The following is a 26,661-nucleotide window of genomic DNA, read 5'->3' as shown; positions in this document are numbered from 1 at the left end:
AAGACAATGGCTCACAAGAAAGGCCTCGGATCCTCCCGTAACGGCCGTGACTCCAACGCCCAGCGCCTCGGCACCAAGATCTTCGGCGGCCAGGCCGTGAAGACCGGGCAGATCATCGTCCGCCAGCGCGGCACGCACATCACCCCCGGCGAGAACGTCGGTCGCGGCAAGGACGACACCCTGTTCGCCCTCGCCGACGGCACCGTCGAGTTCACCAAGGGCGCCAAGCACTACGTGCACGTGCGCACCGCCTAGTTCAAGGCATATAGCGTGTTCGAGAGCCTTCCCAGCAGGGGAGGCTCTCTTTTTTTGCGTGCCCATTGTTTCGGTGTGATTTCGCATCCTTCGGCGGCGGGGACCGTGCCCGGTGTCTCTGGTAGATTTCCGCGCAACGGCAATCGACCAGAGGAAGGGGAGGTGAAGAACATGCTCGCACGCGCGCGCCAGAACTGGTGGTGGCATGGACTTCCTTCCCTCGGTCAACTCTGAGCCGATCGCTGCCGCATAGACAAAAGCCAAGGCGACTCCCGAGTTGGTCGGGGGTCGTCTTTTTTGTGTCTATGTCCCAGGTCCATCCGTCGCATTCGAAGTCACCAGGAGGAACCCATGTCCGAAACTACGCAGACCCGCACCGTCACCACCACCAAGGCCGCCGGCCTCGACGTCGGCGCCCTCGTCCTCGTCGCGATCCTGCTCGCCGCCGGCTTCATCCTCAACCTGACCGTCGGCAAGGCGCTCGCGATCACCGGCATCCAGCCCGAGTTCGTCATCTCCTCGTACTGCCTCGCGATCCTGCTGCTCCGCCCGACGCGCGCCCAGGCCGCCGTCATCGGCCTTCTTGCGGCGACCGTCATCCAGCTCACGACGTCCATCCCCGGCCTCGAGTACGTCTGCGACCTTCCCGCGTCGGTCCTGATGGCGACCATCGTCATCATGACGGGCGAGCGCGGCCCCAGGGGAGTCATTCCCTTCGTCGGCGCCTTCGCCACCACGGCAGTCTCCGGCCTCATCTTCGCGTCGCTGGCGACTACGGTCTTCCTCAAGGCCGACGCGCTCGCCATCCTCGCGATGCTGCCCATCGTCTTCGGCACGGCCGCCTTCAACGGCGTCGTCGTGCAGGCGCTCTACCTGCCCCTCAAGAAGGCCGTCAGGCGCTAGCGCAACGCCGGAAGGAGTCGTGACCGTGTCCATTACGCTTCCCACGCGCGTGGCCGAGAAGAGCCGACGTGCCGAGTGCGAGACCGCTGTGGTGCCACTCGCCTACACCGAGCCCGAGCCCAGTCACCAGGCCGGCGCCGAGGCGGGGCCCGTCGTCTCGCTCGACCACGTCAGCTTCTGCTACGAGGGCGAGCCCACGTTCGCCCTGCGTGACGTCAGTCTCTCCGTGGAGCCCGGCTCCTTCGTCGGCGTTATCGGCCCCTCGGGTGCTGGCAAGTCCACGCTCTGCTCGGTCGTCTCGGGTGCCGCGCCTCACCACTTCGCCGGCACCTTCCGCGGCACCGCCACCGTCGACGGCATGGACACCTGCGAGGTCGGCCTCACCGACGTCTCGCGCGTCGTGGGGTCGGTCCTGCAGGACATCGACTCCCAGATGGTCGCCGCGGGCGTCGAGGACGAGCTCCTCTTCGGGCTCGAGAACTTCGGCGTCCCGCGCGACCAGGTCGAGGCGCGCCTCGCCTGGGCCCTCGACGCCTGCGGCATCGCGGACCTTCGCTCGCGCGACATCGCCACGCTCTCGGGCGGCCAGAAGCAGAAGGTCGCCATCGCCGCGATCCTGGCGCTTCGCCCCAAGGTGCTCGTGCTCGACGAGCCGACGGCGGCCCTGGACCCCGCGTCCTCGCGCATGGTCTTCCAGACCCTGCGCGACCTCAACGACTCCGGCATCACGGTCATCGTCGTCGAGCAGAAGGCCGCCCTTCTTGCCGAGTTCTCGGACCGCGTGGTCGTCCTCGACGGCGGCCACGTCGTCCTCGACGGCTCGCCGCGCTCCGTCTTCGCGCGAAGGGGTGCCCTGCGCGAGGCCGGCGTCGACCGCCCCCGCGTGACGCTCGTCTCCGACCTTCTCTCCCAGGCGGGCGCGTTTCCCGCCGAGAAGAGCTTCCTCACGGTGGACGAGGCCGTCGCGGGCCTGCTCGAGGCGCTTCCTTGCGCCGTCGCTGCCGGCCCCGCCGCGCCCATGCGTGCCTCGCGGGGTCGCGCCGGCAAGGCGCCATGCCCGCCCGTCACGGGGGAGCCCGTGCTCCGCCTCCGGGACGTCTCGTACGGCTATGAGCGCGGCCGCGTCGCCGTGAGCTCCGTCGACCTCGACGTCCGTCCCGGCGAGATCGTCGCCGTGGTGGGGGAGAACGGCGCGGGCAAGACCACGCTCACCAAGCTCGTCGCGGGGCTGCTCAGGCCCACGTCGGGCGAGGTCACGGTCTGCGGGCTCGATGTGCGCCGCGCCCGTGCGAGCGAGGTCGCCCGCCACGTCTCGACCCTCTTCCAGAACCCCGACCACCAGATCTGCCGCCAGACCGTCCTCGACGAGGTCACCTTCGGCCTCGTCCTGCAGGGGGTCGATCCGACAGAGGCGCGAGAGCGTGCGCGTGGTGCCGTCGAGCGCCTCGGCCTCCCGGCCGAGGCCGCGCCCTTCGCGCTCCCTCGCGGCCGGCGGCAGGTCGTCGCCCTCGCCTCGGCCATGGCCCGCGAGCCGCGCCTGCTCGTGCTCGACGAGCCGACGAGCGGGCTCGACGCCCGCGAGCGTAAGACGGTCATGGGCGCCGTGGACGAGGCGAGGCAGGGAGGTTGCGCCGTCGTCATGGTCTGCCACGACATGGAGGTCGTGTCCGACTTCGCGACGCGTCTGGTCGTCATGGCCGAGGGGCGCGTGCTGGCCGACGGCGCCGCGGGCGAGGTCTTCTCGCGCTCGGACCTCCTGGCTCGCGCTCGCGTCGCCGCGCCCCAGGTGGCCGACGTCGCGGGTCGCCTCGCCCAGGCCGGGTTCGAGGCATTTTCCGGCGTGTCGGACCCGCGCGAGCTCGCGCGGGTGGCAGAGGGGATGGTGCGCTAGTGGTCGGCCTCTTCGAATACTCCCAGGGCAGCACGGTCCTGCACCGTGCGAACCCCGTGGCCAAGCTCGCGCTTGCCGCCTCACTCTGCGTGGCCACGTCGCTCGCCGCGCACATTCCGACGCTGCTCGCGATCATCGCCGTCGTCCTTCTCGGCGCCGTCTATGCCGGGGTGGGCGGTCGCGCCCTCGCACTCGTGCGCGCCCTTGCGGTGCTTGCGGCCCTGATGCTTATCGTGCAGACCGCCATCGTCCGCTCGGGCGAGCCGGTCATCCTCTGGGTGACCGACCGCGGGCTCGACCTCGGCGCGCACGTGGCGCTCCGCCTCGTCGCCTTCGCCATGCCGCTCGTCCTCATGCTGTCCGTGACCCGCATGTCCGACCTCACCAACGCCGCGGTCGAGGTGCTCCACCTGCCGTATCGATACGCGTTCGCGATCACCTGCGCCCTGCGCTTCGTGCCGATCCTCGCGCAGGAGATGGCCCGCATCGTCGAGGCCCAGACGGCCCGCGGCCTCGAGGTGGACTCGCCGAACCCCGTCAGGCGCCTGCGTCTGACGGTCCCCCTCGTCGCGCCGATGCTCATCGGCGCGGTGGGGCGAGCCGACGCGACGGCCCTCGCGGCCGAGCAGCGCGGGTTCTACCTCCGCGGGCGCGACTCCTCATACAAGCGCTACCCGATGCGGGCCAGGGACGTGGCTCTTCTCGGCCTGTGCCTTGTGGTTATTGTGCTTGGGGCGGCGTTCTAGGAGCGACCTTGGCACCCGTCCCAGCATGAGTCGGTCATTTGTTTTACGATGACAAGGCTATGTAGAGGCACTAAAGGAGGACCAACGTGCCCACCAACACCTTCACAGATCTCTGTCGCATCAACGTCAAGGGCGGCGACGGCGGCGCAGGCTGCATGTCGTTCCGCCGCGAGGCGCATGTGCCCAAGGGAGGGCCTGACGGCGGCGACGGCGGCAGGGGCGGCAATGTCGTGCTCGAGTGCGACCCCCAGCTCTCGTCGCTGATCGACTACCGCTTCAAGCACCACTTCAAGGCCGAGCGCGGCACGCACGGCCAGGGCGCCCGCCGCCACGGTCGCGACGGCAACGACATGGTGCTCAAGGTGCCCCTCGGCACCGTCGTGCGCGAGCTCGACCCCGAAACCATGGAGCCCGCCTTCCAGATCGCCGACCTCACCCAGCCTGGCCAGCGCGTCATCGTGGCGCCCGGAGGCGTGGGCGGCAAGGGCAACATCCACTTCGTCACGTCCGTGCGCCGAGCTCCCGCCTTCGCCGAGAAGGGCGAGCCCGCCATCGACCACTGGATCGAGCTCGAGATGAAGATCATGGCCGACGCCGCCCTCGTGGGCATGCCGTCGGTGGGCAAGAGCTCGCTGATCGCGCGCCTCTCCGCGGCGCGCCCCAAGATCGCCGACTACCCCTTCACCACGCTCGTCCCCAACCTCGGCATGGTGCGCGCCGCCTCGGGCGAGAGCTTCGTCGTCGCCGACGTCCCCGGCCTCATCGAGGGCGCGAGCGAGGGCAAGGGCCTCGGCCACGAGTTCCTGCGCCACATCGAGCGCACGGCCCTCATCCTGCACGTAGTCGACATGACCGGCGGCTTCGAGGGACGCGATCCCGTCGACGACTACGAGAAGATCAACGCCGAGCTCGCGGCCTATGCGTCCGAGCTTGCCGAGCGCCCGCAGATCGTCGTGGCCAACAAGTGCGACATGCCCGACCTCGAGGATGACATCGAGCGCCTGCGCGCCGCCGCCGAGCGCGACGGCCACCCCTTCTTCCAGGTGTCGGCCTTCACGGGCGCCGGCCTCGACGAGCTCGTCCTCGAGACGGCCCGCCAGGTCAGGGGCCTGCGCAGCGAGATCATCGTCCCCGACAACCTCGAGGACCCCTCGCTCGAGCTCGAGCACAGGCGTAAGCTGCGCGACCGTTCCATCACCATCACCCGCGAGGAGAAGGGCGTCTGGCGCGTCTCCGGCGGCGCCATCGAGCGCATGGTCGTCCAGACCGACTGGGACAACGACGAGGCCGTCGCCTACCTGCAGCATCGCTTTGCCCGCCTCGGGCTCGACAACAAGCTCGCCGCCGAGGGCTGCTGCCAGGGCGACGAGGTCCGCATCCTCGGATTCGCCTTCACCTACGAGGGCGGCGACGAGCGCGAGGACGACGTCGAGGAGCTCGACGAGGACTTCGCCCGCATGGTCGAGGCCGAGTCCATCGAGGTCGTGCCCGACGACGTCGACGACGCCGACGCCGACGAGACCGATGCCGACGCGACGGGGGAGGAGTAGCCGTGGAAGGTGTGTTCGACGCCCCCGGCGTTGTCGTCGTCAAGATCGGCTCCACGACCCTCGTCGACGACGCGGGTCGTCCCGACCGTGCGTTCATCGGTTCGCTCTGCGAGCAGGCGGCCCGCCTGCACGAGGACGGCTACCACGTCGTGATCGTCTCATCGGGCGCGGTCGCCGCCGGCATGGAGCGCCTCGGCCTGACCGAGCGCCCCGGCGACACGCCCGGCCGCCAGGCCTGCGCGGCCGCCGGCCAGGCCGCCCTCACCGAGGTCTACGCCGACCTGCTCGCCCGCTTCGACATCCCCTGCGGCCAGGTCCTCCTCACGCGTCGCGACCTCACCGACCGCGAGGGCTACCTCAACGCCCGCAACACCCTCGGCCGGCTCATCGAGCTCGGCGCGATCCCGGTCATCAACGAGAACGACACCATCTCCGTCGCCGAGATGAACTTCGGCGACAACGACATGCTCGGCGCCATCGTCGCGACGATGCTCAACGCCGACCGCTACGTGATCCTCTCCGACGTGGACGGCCTCTTCACGGCCAATCCCGCGACCGACCCCGACGCCCAGCTCGTCGAGCTCGTCGAGAGGATCACGCCCGAGCTCGCGGCCATGGCAGGAGGCTCGTCGTCTGCCGTCGGCACCGGCGGCATGGCGTCGAAGGTCCGCGCCGCCCGCGCGACCATGGTCGCCGGCATCCCCACCACCATCTGCCGCGGCCGCCTCGAGGGCTCCTTCGTCGACGCCGTGCACGGCGAGCACATCGGCACGCGCTTCGAGCCCACCGCCGACGCCCCGCACGAGAGCGCCCGCAAGCTCTGGATCGGCCTCGCCGAGATGGCCCGCGGCTCGCTCACCCTCGATGCGGGCGCCCGCCGCGCCGTCGTCGAGGGAGGCGCCTCGGTCCTGCCCGTCGGCGTCACCGAGGTCGAGGGCACCTTCGCGTCAGGCGACGTCGTGAGCGTCCTCGACGCCGAGGGCAACCTGCTCGGGCGCGGCGTCTCGCGCTACTCGGCCGATGAGATGGTCCGCGTCCGCGGCCTCTCGCTCGACGTCATCGAGCGCTTCATGCCGGAGAAGGCGGGCACCCCCGCCATCCACCGCGACGAGCTGCTCGTGTTCTAGGGAGGAAGCATGGCTCTGGGTGAGGACGAGATCGAGCGCATGGCCGAGGAGGTCGTCGAGAGGGCCGACCTGCCCTTCCTCGGCTCGGACCCCGCGCGAACCTACCGCCTCGGCATCATGGGCGGCACCTTCGACCCCATCCACAACGGCCACCTCGTCGCGGCCGAGCAGGCCTTCGACGACCTCGACCTCGACGTCGTCGTGTTCATGCCCGCGGGCCGTCCCGCCTTCAAGCAGGACCGCGGCGTGACGGCGGGGGAGGACCGCTATGCGATGACGCTTTTGGCGACCTCCGACAACCCGCACTTCCTCGCGAGCCGCTTCGAGGTCGATCGCGACGGCATCACCTACACGGCCGACACCCTCGAGCGCCTCAGCGCCATCTACCCCGACAACGTCGAGATCTACTTCATCACGGGTGCCGACGCCATCGCCGAGATCGTGACCTGGCGCGACGCCGACAAGATCGCCCGCCTCGCGCACCTCGTCGGCGCCACGCGCCCTGGCTACGACCTCAGCCACGCCCGTCGTATCGTCGACGAGTCGCCCTTCGACTTCGACGTCACCTACCTCGAGGTCCCGGCGCTCGCCATCTCCTCGAGCTACCTGCGCCAGCGCGTCGGCGCGGGCCAGAGCCTGCGCTACCTCACGCCCGGCACCGTGGTCGGCTACATCCACAAGCACCACCTCTACTCGCTCCAGCACGGCTGCTAGATCCCGAAAGGCACCAGAACCGCATGTCAGACCCCACGTCAGATCCCACGACCGCACCCGACCTCCCGCCCGCCTCGCCGGACGAGAAGAGCCTCTACACCGAGGGTCAGCTCGCCCTCATCCGCAGGCTCGAGCGCGACCTCGACGCGCGAATGGCCGCCGTCAACCCCCGCCGCCTCGCGCACTCGCTCTCCGTCGCGACCACGGCCGAGTCGCTCGCCGTAACCTACGGCGTCGACCCCTTCCTCGCGCGCGTCAGCGGCATCCTCCACGACTGGGACAAGGTCGTGCCCGCAGGCGAGCTCATCGGCCGCGCCCGCGACCTCGGCGTCGACCTCGGCGTCGACTTCGAGCTCGTCGAGCCGCTCCTGCACGGTATCGTCGCGGCCCGCGAGCTGCCCGCCCTCTACCCGGAGCTTCCTGCCGAGGTGTTCCGCGCGATCGAGCGCCACACGACCGCGGACGCCGACATGAGCCCGCTCGACATGGTCGTCTTCGTCGCCGATGGCATCGAGCCGCTGCGACGGGGTACGATAGGAATACAGGAGACCCGCGACCTGGTGGGCAACGCTCCTCTCGATGAGGTGTTCTGGAAGTCCTTCACGGGCGGCATCACCTACGTCGTCGCAACGGGGCGCTACCTCTACCCAGGCACGATCGACGTCTACAACAAGCTGGTTCTTCGCAGGTCGGCGCGCTAGCGCCCCTGCCCGAAAGGAGATTGCATGGCATCTACACCCCTCGAGCTCGCGAAGGTCGCGGCAGCCGCGGCGGACGAGAAGAAGGCAACCGACATCGTCCTGCTCGACATCTCGAACGTCTCCGACGTCGCCGACTACTTCCTGATCTGCACGGCGGCCAACAACCCGCAGATGGACGCCATCGTCGACGGCATCAAGGAGAAGGTCCGCGTCAACTGCCAGGAGAAGCCGCTTTCCTGCGAGGGGCGCGCCAACGCCACGTGGGTCCTTCTCGACTACGGCCCCGTCGTCTGCCACGTCTTCAAGCCGGAGTCGCGCGACTACTTCAGGCTCGAGCGCCTCTGGGGCGAGGGCGTGCGCGTCGAGCTCGACCTCGAGGGTGCCATGCCCGCCAGCGACCTCGACCTCGTCATGGCCGCCGCCGACGCGACGGACTCCGCCGCGGACGCGCCCGCGGAGTCCTAGTCCTTCGGCTGCCGATAGCCGAAACGCAGGTCACGCCCGTATGACAGGGCGTCCGAGCCAAACTTCGAGCGCACCTCGTCGGCAGCGACCGACAGGTCCCTCAGGCGCTTCTTGCGCAGCCTGGCCTCCTCGTCCCCCTGGTCGAGGAGGTCCATCTGAAACGACACGTCGTCGTCGAAGCCGCTCACGCCCACGCCCACGAGGCGCACCGGCGAGCCCTCTGCCCACATCTGGTCGAGAAGAGCCACGGCCGCTTCGCCGAAGACGTGCTCGTCGTCGGTCATCTCGCTGAGCTGCGAGCGCATCGTGCGGGTGTGCGACATGTCGCGCCTCAGCTTGAGGGTGACGACGTGCCCGGCGAGGCCCTTCCTCCTCAGGCGGCTCCCCACGAGCGCGCTCACGTGCCTGACGGCCGCGACGACCTCGTCGCGCTCGGTGAGGTCGACGGGGAAGGTCCGCTCGTTCGAGACGGACTTCGGGTCCTCCTCCACGTCGGCTCCCAGCACCTGCGAGCGCTCGAGCCCCTGCGCGCGCACGACCATGCTCGGTCCGTGCACGCCGAAGGCGAGCTCCATCTCGCGCAGGTCGGCCTCGGCGAGTTTTCCCAGCGTGGTGATGCCCATCTCGCAGAGGCGCCTCTCGGTCGCCGCGCCGATGCCGCTCATCGCGCGAACCGGCAGGGGAGCGAGAAACGACGCCTCGGTGCCGGGCGGCACCACCGTGAGGCCGCGCGGCTTCTGGCGCTCCGAGGCGATCTTGGCGACCGTCTTGTTGGTGCCGAGACCGATCGAGCAGGTGATCCCCAGCTCCGAGACGTTGCTCTGGATGCGCCTGCAGATCTCGATGGGGCTCTCCCTGGAGTAGCGGCCCGGCGTCACGTCGAAGAACGCCTCGTCGACGGAGACCTGCTCCATGAGGGGCGTCTCGTCGAGGATGAACGACATCACCCGGTTGGACATCTCCCGGTACCGGGCGAAGTTCCCGCCGGTCCAGATCGCGTCGGGGCAGAGCCGCCTCGCCTGCGCGGACGGCATGGCCGAGTGCACCCCGTAGGGGCGCGCCTCGTAGGACGCCGTCGAGACGACGCCGCGGCCCTCGGGGCTGCCGCCGACGATGACGGGCTTGCCTCGCCACTCCGGATGGTCGAGCTGCTCGACCGACGCAAAGAAGGCATCGAGGTCGAGAAGTCCGATGGCGGGCCCGTCCCAGTGCAGGAGCGGGTTTGTCACGCGTGCGTCTTCCATGCGTCGATTATACGGCTCGGGCCAGACATGGCGAGAAGAGCGTGCCTTCGGGGGCGCGACACCGTCGTGCGGGCGAGAAGAGCATGCCTTCGGGGGGTGCGACACCGTCGCACCAGGCTCGAACAGCGCGCCTTCGGCGCGAACTCGCCTGGCACGACGGTGGCCGCGCCCGGGTGGCGTCCACTTGCCGGCACGGCGTTGCGTCCCTTGCTCACCTCTTCATGCTGTGGCCGTCGTAAGCTGTTTCAATGATTGAAGTCTCCCATGGATGCCAAGTTGCCCCGTTCGCTGCTCAACGGGGTCGTTCGCACTTCTGACCTTTGCCTTTCGATGTCCGTCGTGTTTGTATTGAAATGTATATGGAACAAGAGCATTTTGCGTGAACGCGATAGAAGGGGAAGGCTATGGCTAGGAAGAATGCTTCAGGGAGGGGTCGCTCTAGGTTAGTCCTCTCTTTGTTTCTTTCTGCCGCGCTGACGCTGCAGGGCATGCCCGCGCAGGCGCTGGCCGAGATTGCAGGCACAAACGGGATCGCGCCCGCATCGGGGGCCGCCGCGCCAGCGCCGGGTCCCGATACTGTGATTGAGCCACAGGCTGCTGCATCCATCACCGTCAGATGGGACGCTAATGGCGGCCACCGACTGCCTGCGGACGTAGTCAATGAGCAAAGGTCGGCCGCGCTTGCCGAGGGTAAGAGCGTCGAGGAGGCGGCCGCTATTACGGAGGAGACGGTCAGCGAGCAGGCTTCCTGGTCCACCACTCAGGCCGCTGCCACTGCTCTCGGCGTGCTTCCGTCTGCCGAGCGTGTCGGATGGGCTCTGGCGGGATGGGCCGAATCTCCAGACGCATCTGAGCCAGGCATAGACGAGGGCACCGTGCCAACGCCCATAGATCCAGACGCGGCGGAAAAGGTCGTAACGTACTATGCGGTGTGGCAAGCAGCCTATACGATTCGCTTTGAAGCCAACGGCGGTGCGGGAGAGATGGACGCGCAGTCCCGCACGATGGGTGATGGCAAGGCGCTGTCCGCGAATGCGTTTACGCGCGAGGGCTACACGTTCATCGGTTGGTCCACCAAGCCGGACGACAACGGCACCGTTTACGCTAACGAGACCGTGGGTGACTTCTCGGCGGAGCCAGGCCAGGTGCTGACGCTTTACGCGACCTGGCAAAAGGACGATGCGAAGGCGCCGGTCGCGACCCAAGGCGAGTTGCCGCAGGTGAGCCACGAGGAGTCCGTGGGCGAGGGAGACGGCGCACCTGCCGTGGGACTGAAGCTCTCGACTCAGTCGGCGCCGGCGACCACCGACAACGCTCCCGTCGTGACCTTGGGCGACCCGGCATGGGCGGATGGGAGCCATGAGTTTGTCACCTATCCCAATGCCACCATTTCTGGCAACGCTCGCGCACTCGTGCTCACCAACTCCGCTGGCAAGGTGGAGTCCGGTGTTACGCCCGATCTCGGCGAGAACAATAACGACAACACGGGCATATGGCTTTTCTTCGACGAGTATGCCCTGTCCGGTGTCCCCGCCGGTGCGGATGGCAAGACCGCGCAGGACGTCTTGCGCCAGGCTAGGTTCGCATATGCGGCTGGCATGAAGGTTACGGTTGAGCTCGACGCCAACCCCAGTACGGCGAATCTTGCAGGGAAAGGTTGGTGCATAAAGGAGTCGGCGACCAGGCCCGGCCGCCTATTCATGTTCGTTCCAAACGACCCGGGCACCTTTGTCGAGGGGTACAATCTGGCCAAGAACTTCACCTATCGCGGCATGAGGGGCTACCTGGCTACGCCGCTTAGTAGGGGCGAAGTGGCCGAGATCTACGCGACCGGGGGCGGCAACAACACGATGCTCGGTTCTGCGGTGGCTTTTCACTACTACAACGGTAGACTTGCACAGGGCTGGAGTTACGCCGATCCGGACGAGATTTTCGCTTACGAGTACGGTACGGCGCACCTCGCCGAGGGCGAGGAGTGCAGGCCGCCCGATTATCTTCCAGCACACCGAACGAATTCTGGTTCTTCCATCGGGGGTTATTGGGAAGGCGGCAAGCGTGGGACCGCGGCTGCTGTCAATCTAGATAGAAGAACGGAAAGAGAAAAGCATACGTATTGGTGGTGCGGTCCGAACGCGGGCACCCTCATAAGGTCCACTGGCATGTGGGGGAACGGACAGCCCGACTGGTATGGCTTCAATAACACCAGTGTCTATTCCGTGCCCAACAGTCCCAACTACGAGTACATAGTTTGCCCGTGGGGCTCGCCCGCTAACAGCCTTAACGATTTTAGCGAGAACGTCGTTTATTCCTACGAGGTCGAGTTCGGCGGCTACGACGAAGGCGCGGACCCCTCGGGTCGTGTGACGGCAGCCCAGGCTGCTAACGTCGAGGACCTCCCGAGTGTGGAGGTCACCTACTCTGCCAACGGGCACGGATCGTATGAGGCTACGGATCGTGCGCTCGTGGGTTCCACGCTCTCAGAGCCTGCCGCGCCCACGGCGGAGGGATACACCTTCGGCGGCTGGTATACAGACGTTGCTTGTACAGACGCTAACAGGTGGGACTTCGCTTCAGCTAAGGTTGCTCGTGCCGACGACGGAACGCTCGCGCTCTATGCCAAGTGGGTGGTCAACGAGTACACGGTAACGTTCCACGGCAACGGCGGCAAGACCGCCGACAATGCGGAGACCTACACGCAGTCCTTTACATACGACGAGCCCGCCAAGGCCCTCACCGCCAACGCGTTCACGAAGGACGACGAGTTCTTCTCGGGTTGGACGACAAACGCTGCCGATGCCACCATCGCGTACTTGGACGGCGCCAAGGTGCAAAACCTGGCGAGTGCGAGCGGTGCCAACGTGGACCTGTATGCCCAGTGGGTCTCGGCTCCCACGCTCGATCTCGGTCCGGCCACCGACAACGGTGACGGTACGGTGAGTTTCAGGGACGCGCGTATTGTGGGCAAGGTTTACACCATGGAGGTAAGCGCCAACGAGGGCGCTATTACCAACATGCAGAGCGCTAATCCAAGCGTCATCTCCAAGGGACACGCCGCGGACCTCACGGAGTTCGAGAGTGGAACAAGCACTGTGAATACAAAGGTCGGCACCTGGATATACACCGACGAATCCATCTACGGCGGGGACACGGCGCTCGAGACCCTGCGCAGCCTCAGGTTCCAAAAGGTGGAGGGACTTGCCGTTACCGTGGACCTCGACAGTAACCCAAACCGTAACCTCGACCTGGTCTCGGGTCTGGTGTCCCTGGGAGGTGGCAAGTACATCACCAGGACTAAGGACCAGAAGATCATGACGGTGCAGCTTGCGGCTGTGAGGACCATTCTGTACCGCGGCATGCGCGCCTACGTCGCCACGCCGGTGAATGACGCGGAGCTCGAAGCGCTCAAGAAGCTGTGCTCCATGCCCCCTGCGGGGACGTACGAGAACTACAGGCTCGGGGCCTGGGCGGCCGTAAGGGCCGACGGCAGCAAGTTCACCTTCGAGGACGAAGGATACAGCAGAACGTGGAAGAGGCCAGCTGGATACCCGGCGCGCAACTCTTCTGTCTCGTACTCCGATGCGGATAAACAGAAGGTCGTAGACCTGTCGTACTGGTTTAACGGCCCGCTGGCGGGCGCTATGATAAAAAACAGCTCGCTGTCCGTAAGCCCCGCCAGCCCATATCACGGCAATATGTACGACGGTTACGAGGAGGGTGCAACGCTCGGCTGGAGGGTTATAGACAACAGGCGCGGAGTGGCCTCGGGTAGACCGGCTGACATCCTCCTTGATTCTATCAACGTGTCGGATACGCGTGCAGATGGTACAGGCTCTGCAGATCAGCCCGAATACGAACTCATCGAGTTCGGCGGGTACGAGGTCGGCCAGGATCCCGGCGGTCGCAAGGAGGCGCTGGACGTCACAAGTTCCACGTCGGTGTTCTACTCGGTCTCGTATGACAAGAATGCGTCCGACGCGACCTTCGACGCTGACGCGTACAACAACTCGTTCGCAACGTACGGTAACAAGCTCGCCAAACCCGACGTGGATCCCGTGCGCACGGGTTACGTCTTTGGTGGCTGGTACACGGATGCGGCCTGCACCGAGGCCAACAAGTGGAACTTCGACGATGACGTCATTGTTCAGGGCGATCCTCGCCTGAGCGGCAACGCACTCACGCTCCACGCCAAGTGGACGCCCATCACGTACTCGATTGCCTTCGACCCTGGCACTGGCGCCACGGGCACCATGGCCAGCATCTCGGGCAAGAGCTACGGCGAAGAGGTTACCCTCCCCGAATGCACCTTCGTGAAGAAGGACGAGAAGGCCAAGTTCCTTGGCTGGGCGACGAGCCCGACCGCGGCTAGCAACCTGCGCGCCACGTATGCCGACCGAGCGAAGGTGAAGAACCTCAGCGCGACGGGTGGCTCAACCGTAACCCTGTACGCGGTGTACGCCACGGCGCCAGGCGTCATCCTGGGCGCGCCTGAGTGGTGCGACGCCAGTGGCAATGCCCTCGCTGACCAGTCGCACGGGGGCACGTACTTCCGCTTCCCCGACGCTCAGGTCGTCGGTGGGACCGCGTACACCATGTACCTCAACAACAGCGGCGGGAGCATCACGGTGCCAGGTGGCTCGTCCGCGCATCAGGCCGACCTAACCGAGAACATTAGCGGGACCAGCACCGTTAATCCAAACATCGGGACATGGCTCTACACGGATGCCACTATAACCGGTGGCGACACCGCGCAGAACACTTTGAAATCTTGCGTCTTCGCCTACACGACCGATGACCAAACCCTGACGGTAGAGCTTGACGGCAACCATAACTCCGACAACCTGAGCGGACTCAAGTTGACGCGGATGGACGATGGAAGGTACGTGACAGTACTTCTGAACGAAAACCTTACGTTCACAACCTCATCGTCGGATACCCGACGCTCTCTTACAGAGCTGTGGTCCAAGCCGCACGACTATCTTTATCGAGGGCAACGTGGTTACGCGGCGTCGTTTAGGAGTCAGGCGCAGCTCGAGACTGCTTTGCGCCTGGTGCCGAGCGGTCAATACGTAACGGCTGCGACGCCGATGATCAACAAGGACGGAACAACGATTGACGGTAATGTGGCCGGTCAGCTGACGCTTCAGATGCCTCGGCCTGGTTCTGTGGACGACTTTGGCTATACCTGGCCGAGCAACTGGCCTGGACCGAAAGTGAATTCCTATTACGGCATTTGGTCGGAAGGTGACCCAAGGTTCAAACAGCTCTACTACTGGTTCGACGGCCCAGACCAGGGAAAGTTGGTGGCTGCCGACGGTTCGGATTTGCAAAGTAGCCTGTATGCATACAACACTTCTGCAGCAGATCCATCTTGGTTTAACAAGATCGGTGTGCTTGGTGCGTACATAAAGGGAGCTTATGGTGGTTATTCGGGTGAGTACACGGGACTCGGTTCCATAAGCCCGTTCCATCAGTTCTTTATGGGTGCGTTCGCTCAGTTTGGCGGCTATGAGGCCGGTCATGATCCTGGCGGCCGTGATGAGGACCTTCAGACCACGACGGCGTTCAAGCTGTTCCCGAGAATCATGTTCCACGAGGACCCGGCCGACCGCAGCGCCATCACCGACTCCAAGACCCAGATGACCACCATCGGCTCCAAGGTGGCCAAGGAGGACGTCGCCGTAACGGACGGCTACACCAGTGACGACAACTGGTACCTGGATGGAGCCAGCGCCCCCTGGGACTTCTCCAACGACGCCACGGATGCGTCCATGCAGTCCTCGGACGGCAACATTCACCTTTACGCAAAGTTCAACGCGCACTCCTACAAGGTTCGCTTTGACGGCAACGGTGCTACCTCGGGTGCCATGGCCAACGAGGACTTCACTTACGGCGAGGCCGCAAAGTCCCTTACCAAGAATGCGTACACACGCACCGGCTACACCTTCGCGGGTTGGACGGATGACCAGGCCGCAACGCCGTTCACCAAGGCATCAGATATCGACATGTTTGCCTATAACGTTTATGAGGATGAGAGGGGGGTGAGCAACCTCAGCGCCGAGGACGGTGCGACCGTGGTTCTCAAGGCGCTGTGGACACCTGACAAGCGTGACAACGATAAGACGGACACCGGCGAGGGATCCGACAATACTGGCGAGCACATTGCTGCCAACAACATTCTCTTCTCGCTCGATGAGGCGAAGACGCACTGCAGCAGGTCCGAGGCCGAACGCGCAAGCGAACTCATAAGCCTTGCGGCCGCCTATGGCGAGGATGCCGAGGGGCGTGCGCTCGAGCTCAGCGTGCTGGACTATCTGCAACCGGCGGTTGGCGAGTACCAGGTTGTGTTCATGGCGCCTGGCGGCACGTCGCTTGCCATTACGGCAAAGGTCCGCGCGCACGTGGCCGGCACGGAGAAGCAGATCGCGGCCAACGATTTCGTTGTGGCAAAGGGCCAGGTCACGAGTCTTGCCACCAGCGCCGTTGCCCTTGCGGGCGCCACGGCGTTTGACGTTGCCACGCGCGACGACCTCAGCTCCACGATCGTTGCCGACGTGAGAGCCGTACAGGCTGTGCGTGGCGCCTATGACGTAAGCTTCTCGCTTCCGGGCGACGGCGCTCCTAGCGTGACGGTGACGTGTACGGTGGTCGACGCCATGGGCACCGACATCACCGACCCCGATGCCTCTGGGCTTGCGGTGAGTGCGAGCGACTTTGCCGTGCAGCGCTCGGATACGGCGCTGCCGCTTGATAGCGCGGAGGAAGGCACGGCAAGCGCCGTTGGCCTCGCGAACGCGCGGGCATGGGTCTATGCCACGGGAGAGGCTTCCTACGTGTGGTACCTATGCGAGGGTGCGAGTACTGACGCTGCCTACGAGCTGGACGTCTCCGCCGTTGGTGACAAGGACGTGACCTTTGTTGCGGGCAAGGCCGAAGCCAAGGTCGTGGCTCACGTGCGCGACAGCGTCGAGGTTGGGGGCAAGTACGTGGCCTATGCAAACGGGTTTGCCTTAGGTAAGACCGAGGCCCAGGCTTTGCTGAACAAGACGTCCGATCAACAGGCGGTCGAGCTTGTGACCCGCGCGAACGCCGGTGCGTACTCCACCGAGACTGGGGCGCTCGTGGACCCGGCGGACATCACCGTCACGTGCGAGCCTGCGCTGGTGGCTAAGCCTGGCAAGTACACCGTGACCTACACGGTGGGCGAGGGCTCCGAAGCCACGAGCGTTAGCGTGACATTGACCGTGAGCGATGCTTATAGCGAGGACACGACCAACCACGTGGCCGTGTCTGCCAACTCGTTTGTCGTGGGTAAGCGTGACGATGCCCTTGCGGCTGCCGACATCATTTCGATGTCTGGCGCAAGGGCCTGGGACACCCAGACCGGTCAGGCCAAGGACATTGTGGTTACCGTAGACGACGCCGAGCTGCCCGTGGGCGGGCTGGACGTGTCCTCTCCGGGATCCCACACCATAACATTTGCCGTTGCGGGAACGACTGTGAGCGTAACCGTGACCATGACCGTGACGGATGCGAGCGGCATAAGCGAAGACGGCACCCAGGGCATTCGAGCCAACACCGTGCGGCTGAGCGTCGCTGAGGCGCAGGAGGTCTTGGACGGACGGGCTGCCGGCGCGACGCCCGCTCAGGCGCAACGTGCGACTGCACTTCTCGTGGGTGGAGCCGGTGCCGTTGCGTGGGACACGTCCACGGGCGAGGCACTCGAGCCGGTCTCGGTGCTCAGCGCTACCATCGCGGCAGTGTCCGGCACGTATACTGTGTCCCTCGCGAGTCCCGGAGAGGGGCGCTCACGGGCGACCGTCACCGTTGACGCCGTCGTGTACGACGCCGTCACCGTGGACGACTCCGACGCCGAGGGCAGCGCCCACGAGGGCATCGCCGCCAACGACTTCGCGGTGGCCAAGGGCGATGCGGTCGACCTCGCCAAGGCAACGAGTCTCGCTCATGCGAGCGCTTGGTCCACTTCGGACGGGTCCAGGGTGGATATCGTGGCGCCTACGTCGCCTACGTCCTTCTCGACTGCGGTCACTGGGGTCGTCAACGTTGAGTTTGCGACGTTAAAGGGAACTTCGGTAACCGTGAGGATGTACGTGCGCGATCACGCTGACAGCGGGTCGGGCACTGCCACTGACGAAAGCGTCGACCCGCCGGTCCAGGTTCCGTGGTCCGAGGCCATTTCCGCCAACGATTTCGCCGTGGCGGCCTCTGCGGTCAAGGATTGCACCAACGCCCTGGAGCTTGCGGCGCTGCTCAGGAGAGCGTCGAACGCCAGGGCGGTGGATCTGCTCACGGGAAACGATGTCGCCATGGTCGTGACGCATACGGGGCTTGCTGCGGGCGCCGCGCCTGCAAAGGGGGTCTACCCGGTCACGTTTGCGACCCCGCATGGCAAGTCCGTTACGGCCACATGCACCGTGTATGACAAGGTTGCAAGCAAGGACCAGCCCGCGGACGACAGCGTCGTGCCTGCGGTTCCGGAGGTTCACGAGAACATCGCCGCCAACGACTTCGCGGTGGCCAAGGGGCAGGCAGTGACGTCGGACGACGTCGTGCGCCTCTCCGGCGCCCGCGCCTGGGACACCTCCACCGGCGCCGCCGTGGCGGTGAGCTGCACCGCGCTGCCTGACACCAGCGTGGTGGGCGCCGTGTCCGTGACCCTGGCCACGGCCAAGGGCACGACGGTGGCCGTCACGTGCCGCGTGGCGGACCAGGCCGCGTCCGTGGACGACGGCACGATACACCAGGCCATTGCCGCGAACGACATCCACCTCGCCAAGGGCGGGTCTCTCACCCAGGAGAGCGCGCCGGGACTCGCGCGCGTGCGCCTGTGGGACACCTCCACCGGAGAGGACCTCGTGGCGACCAAGCTCGCCACCACCATCGCCTCCGACTTCGACGCGGGGGTGGTGGGCGCCTACGACGTGACGTTCGCCTCGAACGACGTGGGCGGGCCGAGCGTCACGGTGAAGGCCCACGTGTACGACGCCGTCACCGTGGACGACTCCGGCGCCGCGGGCAGCGCCCACGAGGGCATCGCCGCCAACGACTTCGCGGTGGCCAAGGGGCAGGCAGTGACGTCGGACGACGTCGTGCGCCTCTCCGGCGCCCGCGCCTGGGACACCTCCACCGGCGCCGCCGTGGCGGTGAGCTGCACCGCGCTGCTTGACACCAGCGTGGTGGGCGCCGTGTCCGTGACCCTGGCCACGGCCAAGGGCACGACGGTGTCCGTCACGTGCCGCGTGGCGGACCAGGCCGCGTCCGTGGACGACGGCACGATACACCAGGCCATTGCCGCGAACGACATCCACCTCGCCAAGGGCGGGTCTCTCACCCAGGAGAGCGCGCCGGGACTCGCGCGCGTGCGCCTGTGGGACACCTCCACCGGAGAGGACCTCGTGGCGACCAAGCTCGCCACCACCATCGCCTCCGACTTCGACGCGGGGGTGGTGGGCGCCTACGACGTGACGTTCGCCTCGAACGACGTGGGCGGGCCGAGCGTCACGGTGAAGGCCCACGTGTACGACGCCGTCACCGTGGACGACTCCGGCGCCGCGGGCAGCGCCCACGAGGGCATCGCCGCCAACGACTTCGCGGTGGCCAAGGGCTCCTCCATCAACCTCGCGAGGGCTATCGAGCTCTCAAGTGCCCATGCCTGGAGCACCTCCGATGGATCTGACGTGGCCGTGACCAGGCCCACGACGTTCGACACAAGCGTCGTCGGCGACGTGCCCGTGACGTTTGAGACCGCAAAAGGCACCTCCGCCGCCGTTACCATGCTCGTGCGTGAGCACGTGAGCGACGGTACGGGCGCTGCGGGCGACGTGCAGCTGAGCATGAACGACTTCGTGGTGGGCAAGGACGAGGTCAAGAACAGCTCCGACGCGGACGCGCTTGCGGGGCTCCTGAGGGATGCGGCCGACGTCCGCGCGGTCAAGGGAGACGGAGGGCCGCTTGAGTCTCCCGTTAGCGTTGACGCAGGGGACCTGCAGGCTGGGGTCGAGCCCACACTGGGCGACCATGACGTGACCTTCTCTGCCGGAGGCGCTTCTGCGACGGCTACCGTCACCGTCGTGGATCACGTCAGCCGTCCTGGCGCCACATCGACCTGCCGCGACGCTATCGCTGCAAACGACTTCACCCTGGCCCTCAACGAGATGGGTGAATCGTCCGCGCTCGCCGTGCTTGTGACGCAGAGGTCTGGCGCTCGCGCATGGAACGCAGACACTGGCGCGACCGTGACTGGGATCGTTGCAGACACGAGCGGCCTACAGCCCCATACGGGCACCTACAGCGTGACGTTCACCACCCCTGGCGGCGCCAGCGTCACGGCAAGCTGCACGGTGACCAAGGGCACCACGAACCCGACCGCGCCCACAGAGCCCGCGGAACTTGCCTACACCGGCCAGCCGCAGAAGCTGCTGCAGGGCGGCACCACCGAGGGCGGCAAGATCCAGTACTCCACCTCACCTGAGGGCCCGTGGTCGGACGAGCCGCCCACGGCCACGGACGCAGGCGAGTATCACGTGTGGTGGAAGGTGACGGGAGGCGACGACTGGCAGGACACCGATCCGCAGGAGGTCGTGGTCATCCTCGAGAAGGCCAACAACGGGTGGGCGGTGCAGCCGTCGATCGAACCGTGGACGGCCGGCCAGACGCCGTCTGCGCCTGTGGGCCAGGCGAGTTTCGGCTCTGTCGAGTTCCAGTACCGCAGGAGCGGCGAGGGCGATGACATGTGGACCACCGCCGTGCCCGTGAAGCCTGGCGACTACGAGATGCGCGCCGTGGTGAGCGAGGCGACCAATTGGAGCGGCCTTGCGACAACCGTGCCCTTCTCAGTGGTCCACGACACACTGACCTACAAGGCGAACAGCGTCTTCGCCGAGGGCCTGACGGCCTCCTTCCTGGGTTCGACCGGCGACGTGGTCTCCGTGTCGGACGTCGGATTTGTTTGGCCCGAGCATTCCTTCAAGGGATGGAACACGTCCCCCGACGGGACTGGCGACGCGTACATGCCTGGTGACGAATACGTGCTGAGCGTTGGCAGCGACGTCCTGTACGCGCAGTGGGACCCCGTGGGCGAGCTGCGATATGACGGCAACGGGGCGACAAACGGAAGCATGGCTTCGCAGGCAGGCGGCGCCGGGACGGCGGTGGAGGTTCGTTCGTGCTCCTTCGCACGCGATAACTTCCGCTTTGTGGGATGGAACACCGAAGCTGACGGATCGGGAGACTCCTATCAGCCCGGCGACAAGCTCAAGCTCGCGATAGGCGGCAACCTGCTCTATGCGCAATGGGAGAGCCTGCCTGCCGCCGGCTCGGTAAAGCAGCTGGTTGTCGACGACAACTGGGGAGGTGCGCGCATCGCGCAGGGCGACGACTACCTGGCCGAAGCAATCGAGCTCACGGATGACGAGCAGAGTGCCATGATTTCCGGCTCTGATGTCTTCGTCTATGCCGTTGTTCGCGATGCGTCCGGGGTCATTACCGAGGAGGAGCGTGCTCTTCTCGGCGGCGCCCTGGGCAAGGGAATGGTGAGCGCGGCCTATCTGGACGTCACGCTGTGCGTGCGCGTGGGCGATGGTGCCGTGAGGCAGGTGACGAGCTGCAAGCGTCCCGTCACGGTGAGCGTCACGCTTGCGGGCGACGACGCGGCTCGTTCGACGTACGCGGTCTCGCGCCTGCACGACGGTCGCGCGACGGTTGTTCCGAGTGCGTTCGCAGCGCCGTCCCTCGCGTTCGATTCGGACCAGTTCTCGTTGTTCGAGCTGGCCTACCCAGCGGACTCGTCCGTGCCGGTGACCGCGCCTGACGCGTCCGCGCGCAGGGCCTCCTCGACGCCCAAGACGTCCGACCCGCTTGCCATGGCTGGCGCCGTGGCGGTCCTTGTCGCTGCGTCGGCGTGCGGCCTGGTGCTCGTTGGCGCGCGGAGGAGGAAGAGGCGCGCATGAGCCTGGTCGCCGGTATGGGATGAGCATCGCCACGTCGGACTTGGAGACGTGAGTCCAGGGCGCTAGGCGGCGGCGACGTCGCTGGAAGCGAGGGTCTTCTGTAGATGCGGGGGTGGCCTTGGGGCCGCCCCCGCTTTTTGTGGGGCGTGTGGGAGGGGAGGGGCGCTCCGGCGCGGTTCCCCGTGGCGTCAGGCGAGTTCGCGCCGAAGGCGCGTTGTTCGAGCCCTGTCGTCACGGGGACCGCGCACCCGGAAGGCACGCTCTTCTCGCCCAGCGTCGTGCTAGAGGGTGACCGTGAAGGTGGTGCCGGCGTCCTTGGAGCTCGTGGCCTGGATGGTGCCGCCGTGGGCCTCGGCGATGGACTTGGCGATGGCGAGGCCGAGGCCGAAGCCGCCCGTGGACTCGCTGCGTTCGCGCGCCTTGTCGGAGCGGTAGAAGCGGTCGAAGATGTGCTCGAGGTCGTCGGGGTCGATGGGGTCGCCCTGGTTGGTGACGGAGTAGCGGGCCTTGGAGCCTTCGCGGGCGAGCTCGAGGCGGATCGCGCTGTCGGGGGCGGCGTACTTGCAGGCGTTGTCGATGAGAATGCGCACGAGGCGCTCGATCCACGCGCGGTCGCCCCTGATGTGCACGTCGGGCTCGATGTGGGCGTCGATGGTGCAGCCATGCTCGAAGGCGACGGCGTCGAACTCGAGGGCGCTCACGTCGACGATCTGGGAGAGGTCGAGGTCCTCGCGCTGGGACTCGGGCGCGATCTGGGCCGCGCCCTCGTCGGCGCGGGCGAGCTGGAGCAGGTCGTTGACGAGGGACTTCATGTGGGAGGCCTCCGAGGCCGTGCTCTCGACCCAGCGTCGGCTCTCGGCGGGGATGGCCTCGTCCTTCATGAGGATCTCGGTGTTTGCGAGTATGACGGCGAGCGGGGTCTTGAGCTCGTGCGAGGCGTCGGCGACGAAGCGGCGCTGGCCCTCCCAGGCCTCGGCGACGGGCGCGAGCGACCAGGCGGCCAGCGCGTAGGTGATTCCGAAGAGGACGAGAAGAGCGATGGCCGCGATCTGCGCGTCACGAACGATGAGCTCGTGCATGGCGCTGTCGGCGTCGGTGGTGTCGACGATGGCGATGCGGACGCTGCCGTCCGAGAGGGTCCTGGACATCCAGGAGACGTGCGCCTCGGCGTCGTCGCCGGAGGTCGCGCTCGTCGAGAGGACCTCGCTGACCACCGACGTGAGGACGGACTGGTTGATGTAGACGCCGCCGTCGCTCGTCTGGAGAATGACGCCGTCGGAGGAGACGAGCACGCCGAGGGCGAGCATGTTGCGTCCGCGATCGCCGCCTTCGCGGTCGTGCTGCGGGGCGCCGATGGTGGGTACCGAGTCGATGTCGCCGGCGAGGTTGCGCTCGAGGGCGCCGATGATGATGTTCCTCTGGCTCGAGTAGGAGGAGTAGAGCGAGATCGCCAGCGACGCCACGAGGACGAGGCCGACCAGCGTCATGACGATCGCGATGAACTTGACCTTGAGTCTCTTGAGCATGGGCGCCTCGCCGCTAGTCGCGCTCGAGGGTCTCGAGGCGGTATCCCAGCATGCGCAGGGTGGTTATCTGGACCTTCGAGCCGATGTGGGAGATCTTCTTGCGAAGGAAGGACACGTAGGCCTCGACGGAGTTCTCAGAGGCCTCGCCGGCGGTGCCCCAGACGCGGGTGAGGAGGTCCTGCTTGGACACGATGCGCGAGGTGGAGCCCATGAGCATCTGCATGACCTCGAACTCCTTGCCGGAAAGGTGGACGCTCTTCTCGCCACAGGAGAGGTCGTGGGTCGTGAGGTCGAGCGTGAGGTCGGCGAAGTGGGCCTGCTCCATCACGACGTCTCCCTGGCGACGGGTGAGGGCGCGCAGGCGCGCGAGGAGCTCGGCCGACTCGAAGGGCTTGGTCATGTAGTCGTCGGCGCCGGAGTCGAGGCCCTCGACCTTGTCGGAGGTGGTGGTGCGCGCGGTGAGCATGAGGATGGGCAGGGCGTTGCCCTCGCGACGCAGGCGGGAGACGACCTCGAAGCCGTCCATGATCGGGAGCATCACGTCCATGACGGCGGCGTCGTAGAGGCCGCTCTCGCAGGAGACGAGGCCCGCCTTGCCGTCGTAGACGGCCTCGCAGCGATATCCCGCGTCGGAGATGATCTTGACCAGCGCGTCCGCGAGGTTCTTCTCGTCCTCTACAACTAATATGTTCATGGTTGCACCGTGCCTCTCGTTTCGTGCGTATGAGAAGAGTGTAGGGTGCGGGCCTGAAGTTCTCCTTAAAGGGAGGGGCGAACGGCGGCCGTGGGGCGCGATTCGCCCGTGAGGTTCACAAAAATGACACGGTGCTACCATGCGCAGGTGGCGTATCATTTACGTCTGCGTTTTGTGGCAATGCGACGCACCTATCCATCTATCCACGGCGTCGCTCGTCTGAAGGAGTTTTGTTTTGGCAGTTAAGATTCGTCTCGCCCGTCATGGCGCCAAGAAGCGTCCGTACTACCGCGTTGTCGTCGCCGACGGCCGCATGCCCCGCGATGGCCGCTACATCGAGCTCGTTGGTCGCTACAACCCGCTGACCAGCCCCAAGACGATCGACCTCGACCTCGAGAAGATCGACGAGTGGGTTGCCAAGGGTGCCCAGCCCTCCAACGCCGTCGCTCACCTGATCGACATCGCCCGCTCCGACGCCCCGGCGCCCGAGAAGAAGCAGAAGATGTCGAAGAAGGCCGCCGCCAAGGCCGCCGCTGCCGCCGAGGCCGCCGCTGAGGCTGCCGCCGAGGCCGAGGCCGAGGCTGAGTCCGCGGACGCGGAGTAGCGCCATGTCCGAGGAAATCACGGACGTCGTAGATTCCCTCGACCAGACTGCCGGCGACGCCGAGGAGATTGCCTCCGACAAGGTCGCCGACCTCGTGGAGTACATCGTCTGCGGTCTCGTCACCAACGAGGAGGCCGTCTCGCTCGATGTCACCGACAGCGACGGCTCCGCCCTCATCGAGGTCAGCTGTGCCGAGGAGGACGCGGGTCGCATCATCGGCAGGAGGGGTCGCACGATCAAGGCCATCCGCACGCTCGCTCGTGCGCTCGGCTCGCGCGTGGGCACTTCCGTCGAGGTTGAGGTTCTGGGCTAGCATCCGTGCATCCCAGGTATAGAGCCATAGCCCGTGTGGAGAAGACGCACGGGAAGAGGGGGGAGGTCGTGACGGTTCCCGTTCACGGCCTTCCCCCTATGCTGCGCGAGGGCCTCGAGGTCTTCGTGGTGCCGCCTGCGCTCAAGGGCCCGCGGAGCCTCATGGTGCGCGAGGCGGACCTCGGCAGGTCCGGCCAGCTCGTCGCCCTCGAGGGTGTGACGGGCATCGGCGAGGCCGAGCGCCTCGTCGGCCATGCGCTTCTGGCGCGCGTCGAAGACCTTCCCGAGGGATTCGAGGCGCACGATGTCGACGCTCTTCTCGGCCGCGAGGTAGTGGACGAGAAGAGCGGGCTTCTGGGCTCGATCGTCGAGGTCATGGTGGGGCCCGCCAACGACGTGTGGGTCGTGGACGGGCCGTTCGGCGAGGTGCTCCTGCCCGCCGTTGAGTCCGTTGTGGTCGATGCCTCGGGCGAGGGACCCGTCAGGGTGCTCGCGCCGGAGGGCCTTCTGGAAGGGGGAGAGTAGATGCTGCTTGAGACGCTGTCGGTGTTCCCGCAGGTGTTCGCCCCCTATCTCGACGAGTCGATCATGGGGCGCGCGCAGCGGGCGGGCATCTTCCGCTTTGCCGCGTATGACCTGCGCGACTGGACGCACGACCGCCACCGCACCGTGGACGACGCGCCCTTCGGGGGCGGCCAGGGCATGCTCATGAAGCCCGAGCCGATCTTCGAGGCCGTGGAGGACATCGCCGCCCAGGGGGAGGAGCGACCCCACGTCGTGTTCTTCTCGCCGTGCGGCCGCCGCTTCGACCAGGCGTGTGCCGAGAGGCTTGCCGAGCGCGAGCGCGTGCTGTTCGTCTGCGGCCGCTACGAGGGTATGGACGAGCGCGCCTACGAGCTCGCGGACGAGGTCCTGTCGCTCGGCGACTACGTGCTGACGGGCGGCGAGCTCGCGGCGCTCGTCGTTATCGACTCGGTGGTGCGCCTTCTGCCCGGCGCGCTCGGAGACGACATGAGCGCGAAGGACGAGTCGTTCTCGAGCGGCCTTCTGGAGTACGCGCAGTACACGCGCCCCGCCGACTTCCGCGGCATGCGCGTGCCGGACGTGCTGCTCTCGGGCGACCACGCCGCCGTCGACCGGTGGCGCCGCGAGAGCGCGCTCGAGCGCACCGTGCGCTGGAGGCCCGACCTCCTGGACAGCGCCGACCTGACCGAGGCCGAGCGCGACCGCGCCCGCGAGATCGCGTGCGAGATCGAGTCCGTGCGCGCAGACGATACGAAAGACGAGGACCTGACGGGAGGCGCCAGCGATGGAGAATCCTAGGCACCTTAACGGACGGCGCAAGCTGGTCCGCGTACCCCGACCCAAGCTGCCCGTGTGGCTCGACTGGGTCATCACGATCGCCCTGGGCATCGGGGTCGCCCTGCTCTGCCGCAACTTCGTGGCGGAGCCCTACCTCGTGCCGTCGGGCTCGATGCTCGAGACCATCCACGAGGGCGACCGCGTCCTGGGCGAGAAGGTCACCTTCCGCTTCGACGCCCCCAAGCGCGGCCAGGTCGTCACGTTCCAGGACCCCGACTCGGCCGACACCACGCTCATCAAGCGCGTGATCGCGACCGAGGGCCAGGTCGTGGACCTCGTCGACGGCAAGGTGGTCGTCGACGGCCAGACCCTCGACGAGCCCTACACGCTCGGCAAGCCCAGCGAGGCCATCTACCGCCACTCGAAGGTGCTCTCCGAGCCCATCAGCTACCCGTTCACGGTGCCCGCCGGCTGCGTGTGGGTCATGGGCGACAACCGCACCAACTCGCTCGACTCGCGCTACTACGGCCCCGTGCCCGTGAGCTCGATCTCGTCGCGCGCCGTGGCCATCTTCTGGCCCCCGTCCGATTTCGCTACACTCTAGTGTTGGCCGCGGCGGCGGGCGAGAAGAGCGTGCCCTCGGGCACGAGGCCGTGCCCTT

18 protein-coding genes are annotated in these 26,661 nt (G+C 66.6%); 15 read left to right on the top strand and 3 right to left on the bottom strand.

The genetic code is table 11. The annotated features are described in order from the left end of the window. Window positions 1-6 precede the first annotated feature (6 nt). From rpmA to rsfS, 9 genes are all read left to right on the top strand, one after another. Complete coding sequence (gene rpmA / locus M5D76_RS06565) at window positions 7-255, top strand: 50S ribosomal protein L27 (RefSeq protein WP_248922588.1); 249 nt, start codon at window positions 7-9, stop codon at window positions 253-255. A gap of 351 nt (window positions 256-606) precedes the next feature. Then, the gene (locus tag M5D76_RS06560) at window positions 607-1,158 is read left to right on the top strand and encodes a hypothetical protein (protein ID WP_248922587.1); all 552 of its coding nucleotides are present in this window, start codon (window positions 607-609) and stop codon (window positions 1,156-1,158) included. 25 nt (window positions 1,159-1,183) lie between these two features. Further along, window positions 1,184-3,049, top strand: coding sequence for an ABC transporter ATP-binding protein (locus M5D76_RS06555; protein ID WP_248922586.1), 1,866 nt, complete (start codon window positions 1,184-1,186; stop codon window positions 3,047-3,049). After that, complete coding sequence (locus M5D76_RS06550; protein WP_248922585.1) at window positions 3,049-3,795, top strand: energy-coupling factor transporter transmembrane component T family protein; 747 nt, start codon at window positions 3,049-3,051, stop codon at window positions 3,793-3,795. Before M5D76_RS06555 ends, M5D76_RS06550 begins: the two co-directional genes overlap by 1 nt. 86 nt (window positions 3,796-3,881) lie before the next feature. Beyond that, window positions 3,882-5,345: a GTPase ObgE gene (obgE, locus tag M5D76_RS06545; protein ID WP_346348404.1), complete on the top strand. Its 1,464-nt coding sequence runs from the start codon at window positions 3,882-3,884 to the stop codon at window positions 5,343-5,345. A gap of 2 nt (window positions 5,346-5,347) precedes the next feature. Next, entirely contained in the window at window positions 5,348-6,472 is a 1,125-nt protein-coding gene (proB, locus tag M5D76_RS06540) for a glutamate 5-kinase (RefSeq protein WP_248922584.1), read from the top strand. A 9-nt stretch (window positions 6,473-6,481) separates the two neighbouring features. After that, a complete protein-coding gene (gene nadD, locus M5D76_RS06535) occupies window positions 6,482-7,186 on the top strand; it encodes a nicotinate-nucleotide adenylyltransferase (protein ID WP_248922583.1) in 705 nt (234 codons plus the stop codon). A 23-nt stretch (window positions 7,187-7,209) separates the two neighbouring features. Further along, window positions 7,210-7,887, top strand: a complete 678-nt coding sequence (gene yqeK / locus M5D76_RS06530; RefSeq protein WP_248922582.1) for a bis(5'-nucleosyl)-tetraphosphatase (symmetrical) YqeK — start codon at window positions 7,210-7,212, stop codon at window positions 7,885-7,887. Window positions 7,888-7,911: 24 nt separating this feature from the next. Continuing rightward, complete coding sequence (rsfS, locus tag M5D76_RS06525; RefSeq protein WP_248922581.1) at window positions 7,912-8,352, top strand: ribosome silencing factor; 441 nt, start codon at window positions 7,912-7,914, stop codon at window positions 8,350-8,352. Here the strand turns inward: rsfS and dinB are convergent. Then, window positions 8,349-9,581 (bottom strand): DNA polymerase IV, encoded by a 1,233-nt coding sequence (gene dinB / locus M5D76_RS06520; RefSeq protein WP_428847233.1) that lies wholly within the window; start codon window positions 9,579-9,581, stop codon window positions 8,349-8,351. The two genes, rsfS and dinB, sit on opposite strands and share 4 nt — an antisense overlap. Before the next feature lie 419 nt (window positions 9,582-10,000). Here dinB and M5D76_RS06515 point away from each other — a divergent pair, with 419 nt between their 5' ends. Beyond that, the gene (locus tag M5D76_RS06515) at window positions 10,001-21,562 is read left to right on the top strand and encodes an InlB B-repeat-containing protein (RefSeq protein ID WP_346348403.1); all 11,562 of its coding nucleotides are present in this window, start codon (window positions 10,001-10,003) and stop codon (window positions 21,560-21,562) included. 281 nt (window positions 21,563-21,843) lie between these two features. On the opposite strand, the gene M5D76_RS06510 is transcribed toward M5D76_RS06515, so the two are convergent. Together M5D76_RS06510 and M5D76_RS06505 are read right to left on the bottom strand one after the other, a co-directional pair. Further along, window positions 21,844-23,088, bottom strand: a complete 1,245-nt coding sequence (locus tag M5D76_RS06510) for a sensor histidine kinase (protein ID WP_248922578.1) — start codon at window positions 23,086-23,088, stop codon at window positions 21,844-21,846. 13 nt (window positions 23,089-23,101) lie between these two features. Next, complete coding sequence (locus M5D76_RS06505) at window positions 23,102-23,782, bottom strand: response regulator transcription factor (RefSeq protein ID WP_248922577.1); 681 nt, start codon at window positions 23,780-23,782, stop codon at window positions 23,102-23,104. A gap of 235 nt (window positions 23,783-24,017) precedes the next feature. On the opposite strand from M5D76_RS06505, the gene rpsP reads away from it, so the two are divergent. From rpsP to lepB, 5 genes are read left to right on the top strand one after another with little or no spacing between them, the layout of a single operon-like run. Beyond that, a complete protein-coding gene (gene rpsP / locus M5D76_RS06500) occupies window positions 24,018-24,386 on the top strand; it encodes a 30S ribosomal protein S16 (RefSeq protein ID WP_248922576.1) in 369 nt (122 codons plus the stop codon). Between the two features lie 4 nt (window positions 24,387-24,390). Beyond that, entirely contained in the window at window positions 24,391-24,699 is a 309-nt protein-coding gene (locus tag M5D76_RS06495; RefSeq protein ID WP_248922575.1) for a KH domain-containing protein, read from the top strand. Window positions 24,700-24,704: 5 nt separating this feature from the next. After that, window positions 24,705-25,223: a ribosome maturation factor RimM gene (locus M5D76_RS06490; protein ID WP_346348402.1), complete on the top strand. Its 519-nt coding sequence runs from the start codon at window positions 24,705-24,707 to the stop codon at window positions 25,221-25,223. After that, window positions 25,224-26,021, top strand: a complete 798-nt coding sequence (gene trmD, locus M5D76_RS06485; RefSeq protein ID WP_248922573.1) for a tRNA (guanosine(37)-N1)-methyltransferase TrmD — start codon at window positions 25,224-25,226, stop codon at window positions 26,019-26,021. Next, window positions 26,008-26,604: a signal peptidase I gene (gene lepB / locus M5D76_RS06480; RefSeq protein ID WP_248922572.1), complete on the top strand. Its 597-nt coding sequence runs from the start codon at window positions 26,008-26,010 to the stop codon at window positions 26,602-26,604. Before trmD ends, lepB begins: the two co-directional genes overlap by 14 nt. Window positions 26,605-26,661 lie beyond the last annotated feature (57 nt).

Source organism: Olsenella intestinalis (assembly GCF_023276655.1).
Lineage (GTDB): Bacteria > Actinomycetota > Coriobacteriia > Coriobacteriales > Atopobiaceae > Olsenella_J > Olsenella_J intestinalis.
The sequence above is the reverse complement of the archived record's forward strand: the minus strand, read 5'-3'. Positions and strand labels throughout refer to the sequence as shown.

Coding starts and splice junctions, on each gene's coding strand:
- rpmA (WP_248922588.1), top strand. CDS start 7: ATGGCTCACAAGAAAGGCCTCGGATCCTCCCGTAACGGCCGTGACTCC.
- M5D76_RS06560 (WP_248922587.1), top strand. CDS start 607: ATGTCCGAAACTACGCAGACCCGCACCGTCACCACCACCAAGGCCGCC.
- nadD (WP_248922583.1), top strand. CDS start 6,482: ATGGCTCTGGGTGAGGACGAGATCGAGCGCATGGCCGAGGAGGTCGTC.
- yqeK (WP_248922582.1), top strand. CDS start 7,210: ATGTCAGACCCCACGTCAGATCCCACGACCGCACCCGACCTCCCGCCC.
- rsfS (WP_248922581.1), top strand. CDS start 7,912: ATGGCATCTACACCCCTCGAGCTCGCGAAGGTCGCGGCAGCCGCGGCG.
- M5D76_RS06515 (WP_346348403.1), top strand. CDS start 10,001: ATGGCTAGGAAGAATGCTTCAGGGAGGGGTCGCTCTAGGTTAGTCCTC.
- M5D76_RS06510 (WP_248922578.1), bottom strand. CDS start 23,088: ATGCTCAAGAGACTCAAGGTCAAGTTCATCGCGATCGTCATGACGCTG.
- M5D76_RS06505 (WP_248922577.1), bottom strand. CDS start 23,782: ATGAACATATTAGTTGTAGAGGACGAGAAGAACCTCGCGGACGCGCTG.
- M5D76_RS06495 (WP_248922575.1), top strand. CDS start 24,391: ATGTCCGAGGAAATCACGGACGTCGTAGATTCCCTCGACCAGACTGCC.
- trmD (WP_248922573.1), top strand. CDS start 25,224: ATGCTGCTTGAGACGCTGTCGGTGTTCCCGCAGGTGTTCGCCCCCTAT.
- lepB (WP_248922572.1), top strand. CDS start 26,008: ATGGAGAATCCTAGGCACCTTAACGGACGGCGCAAGCTGGTCCGCGTA.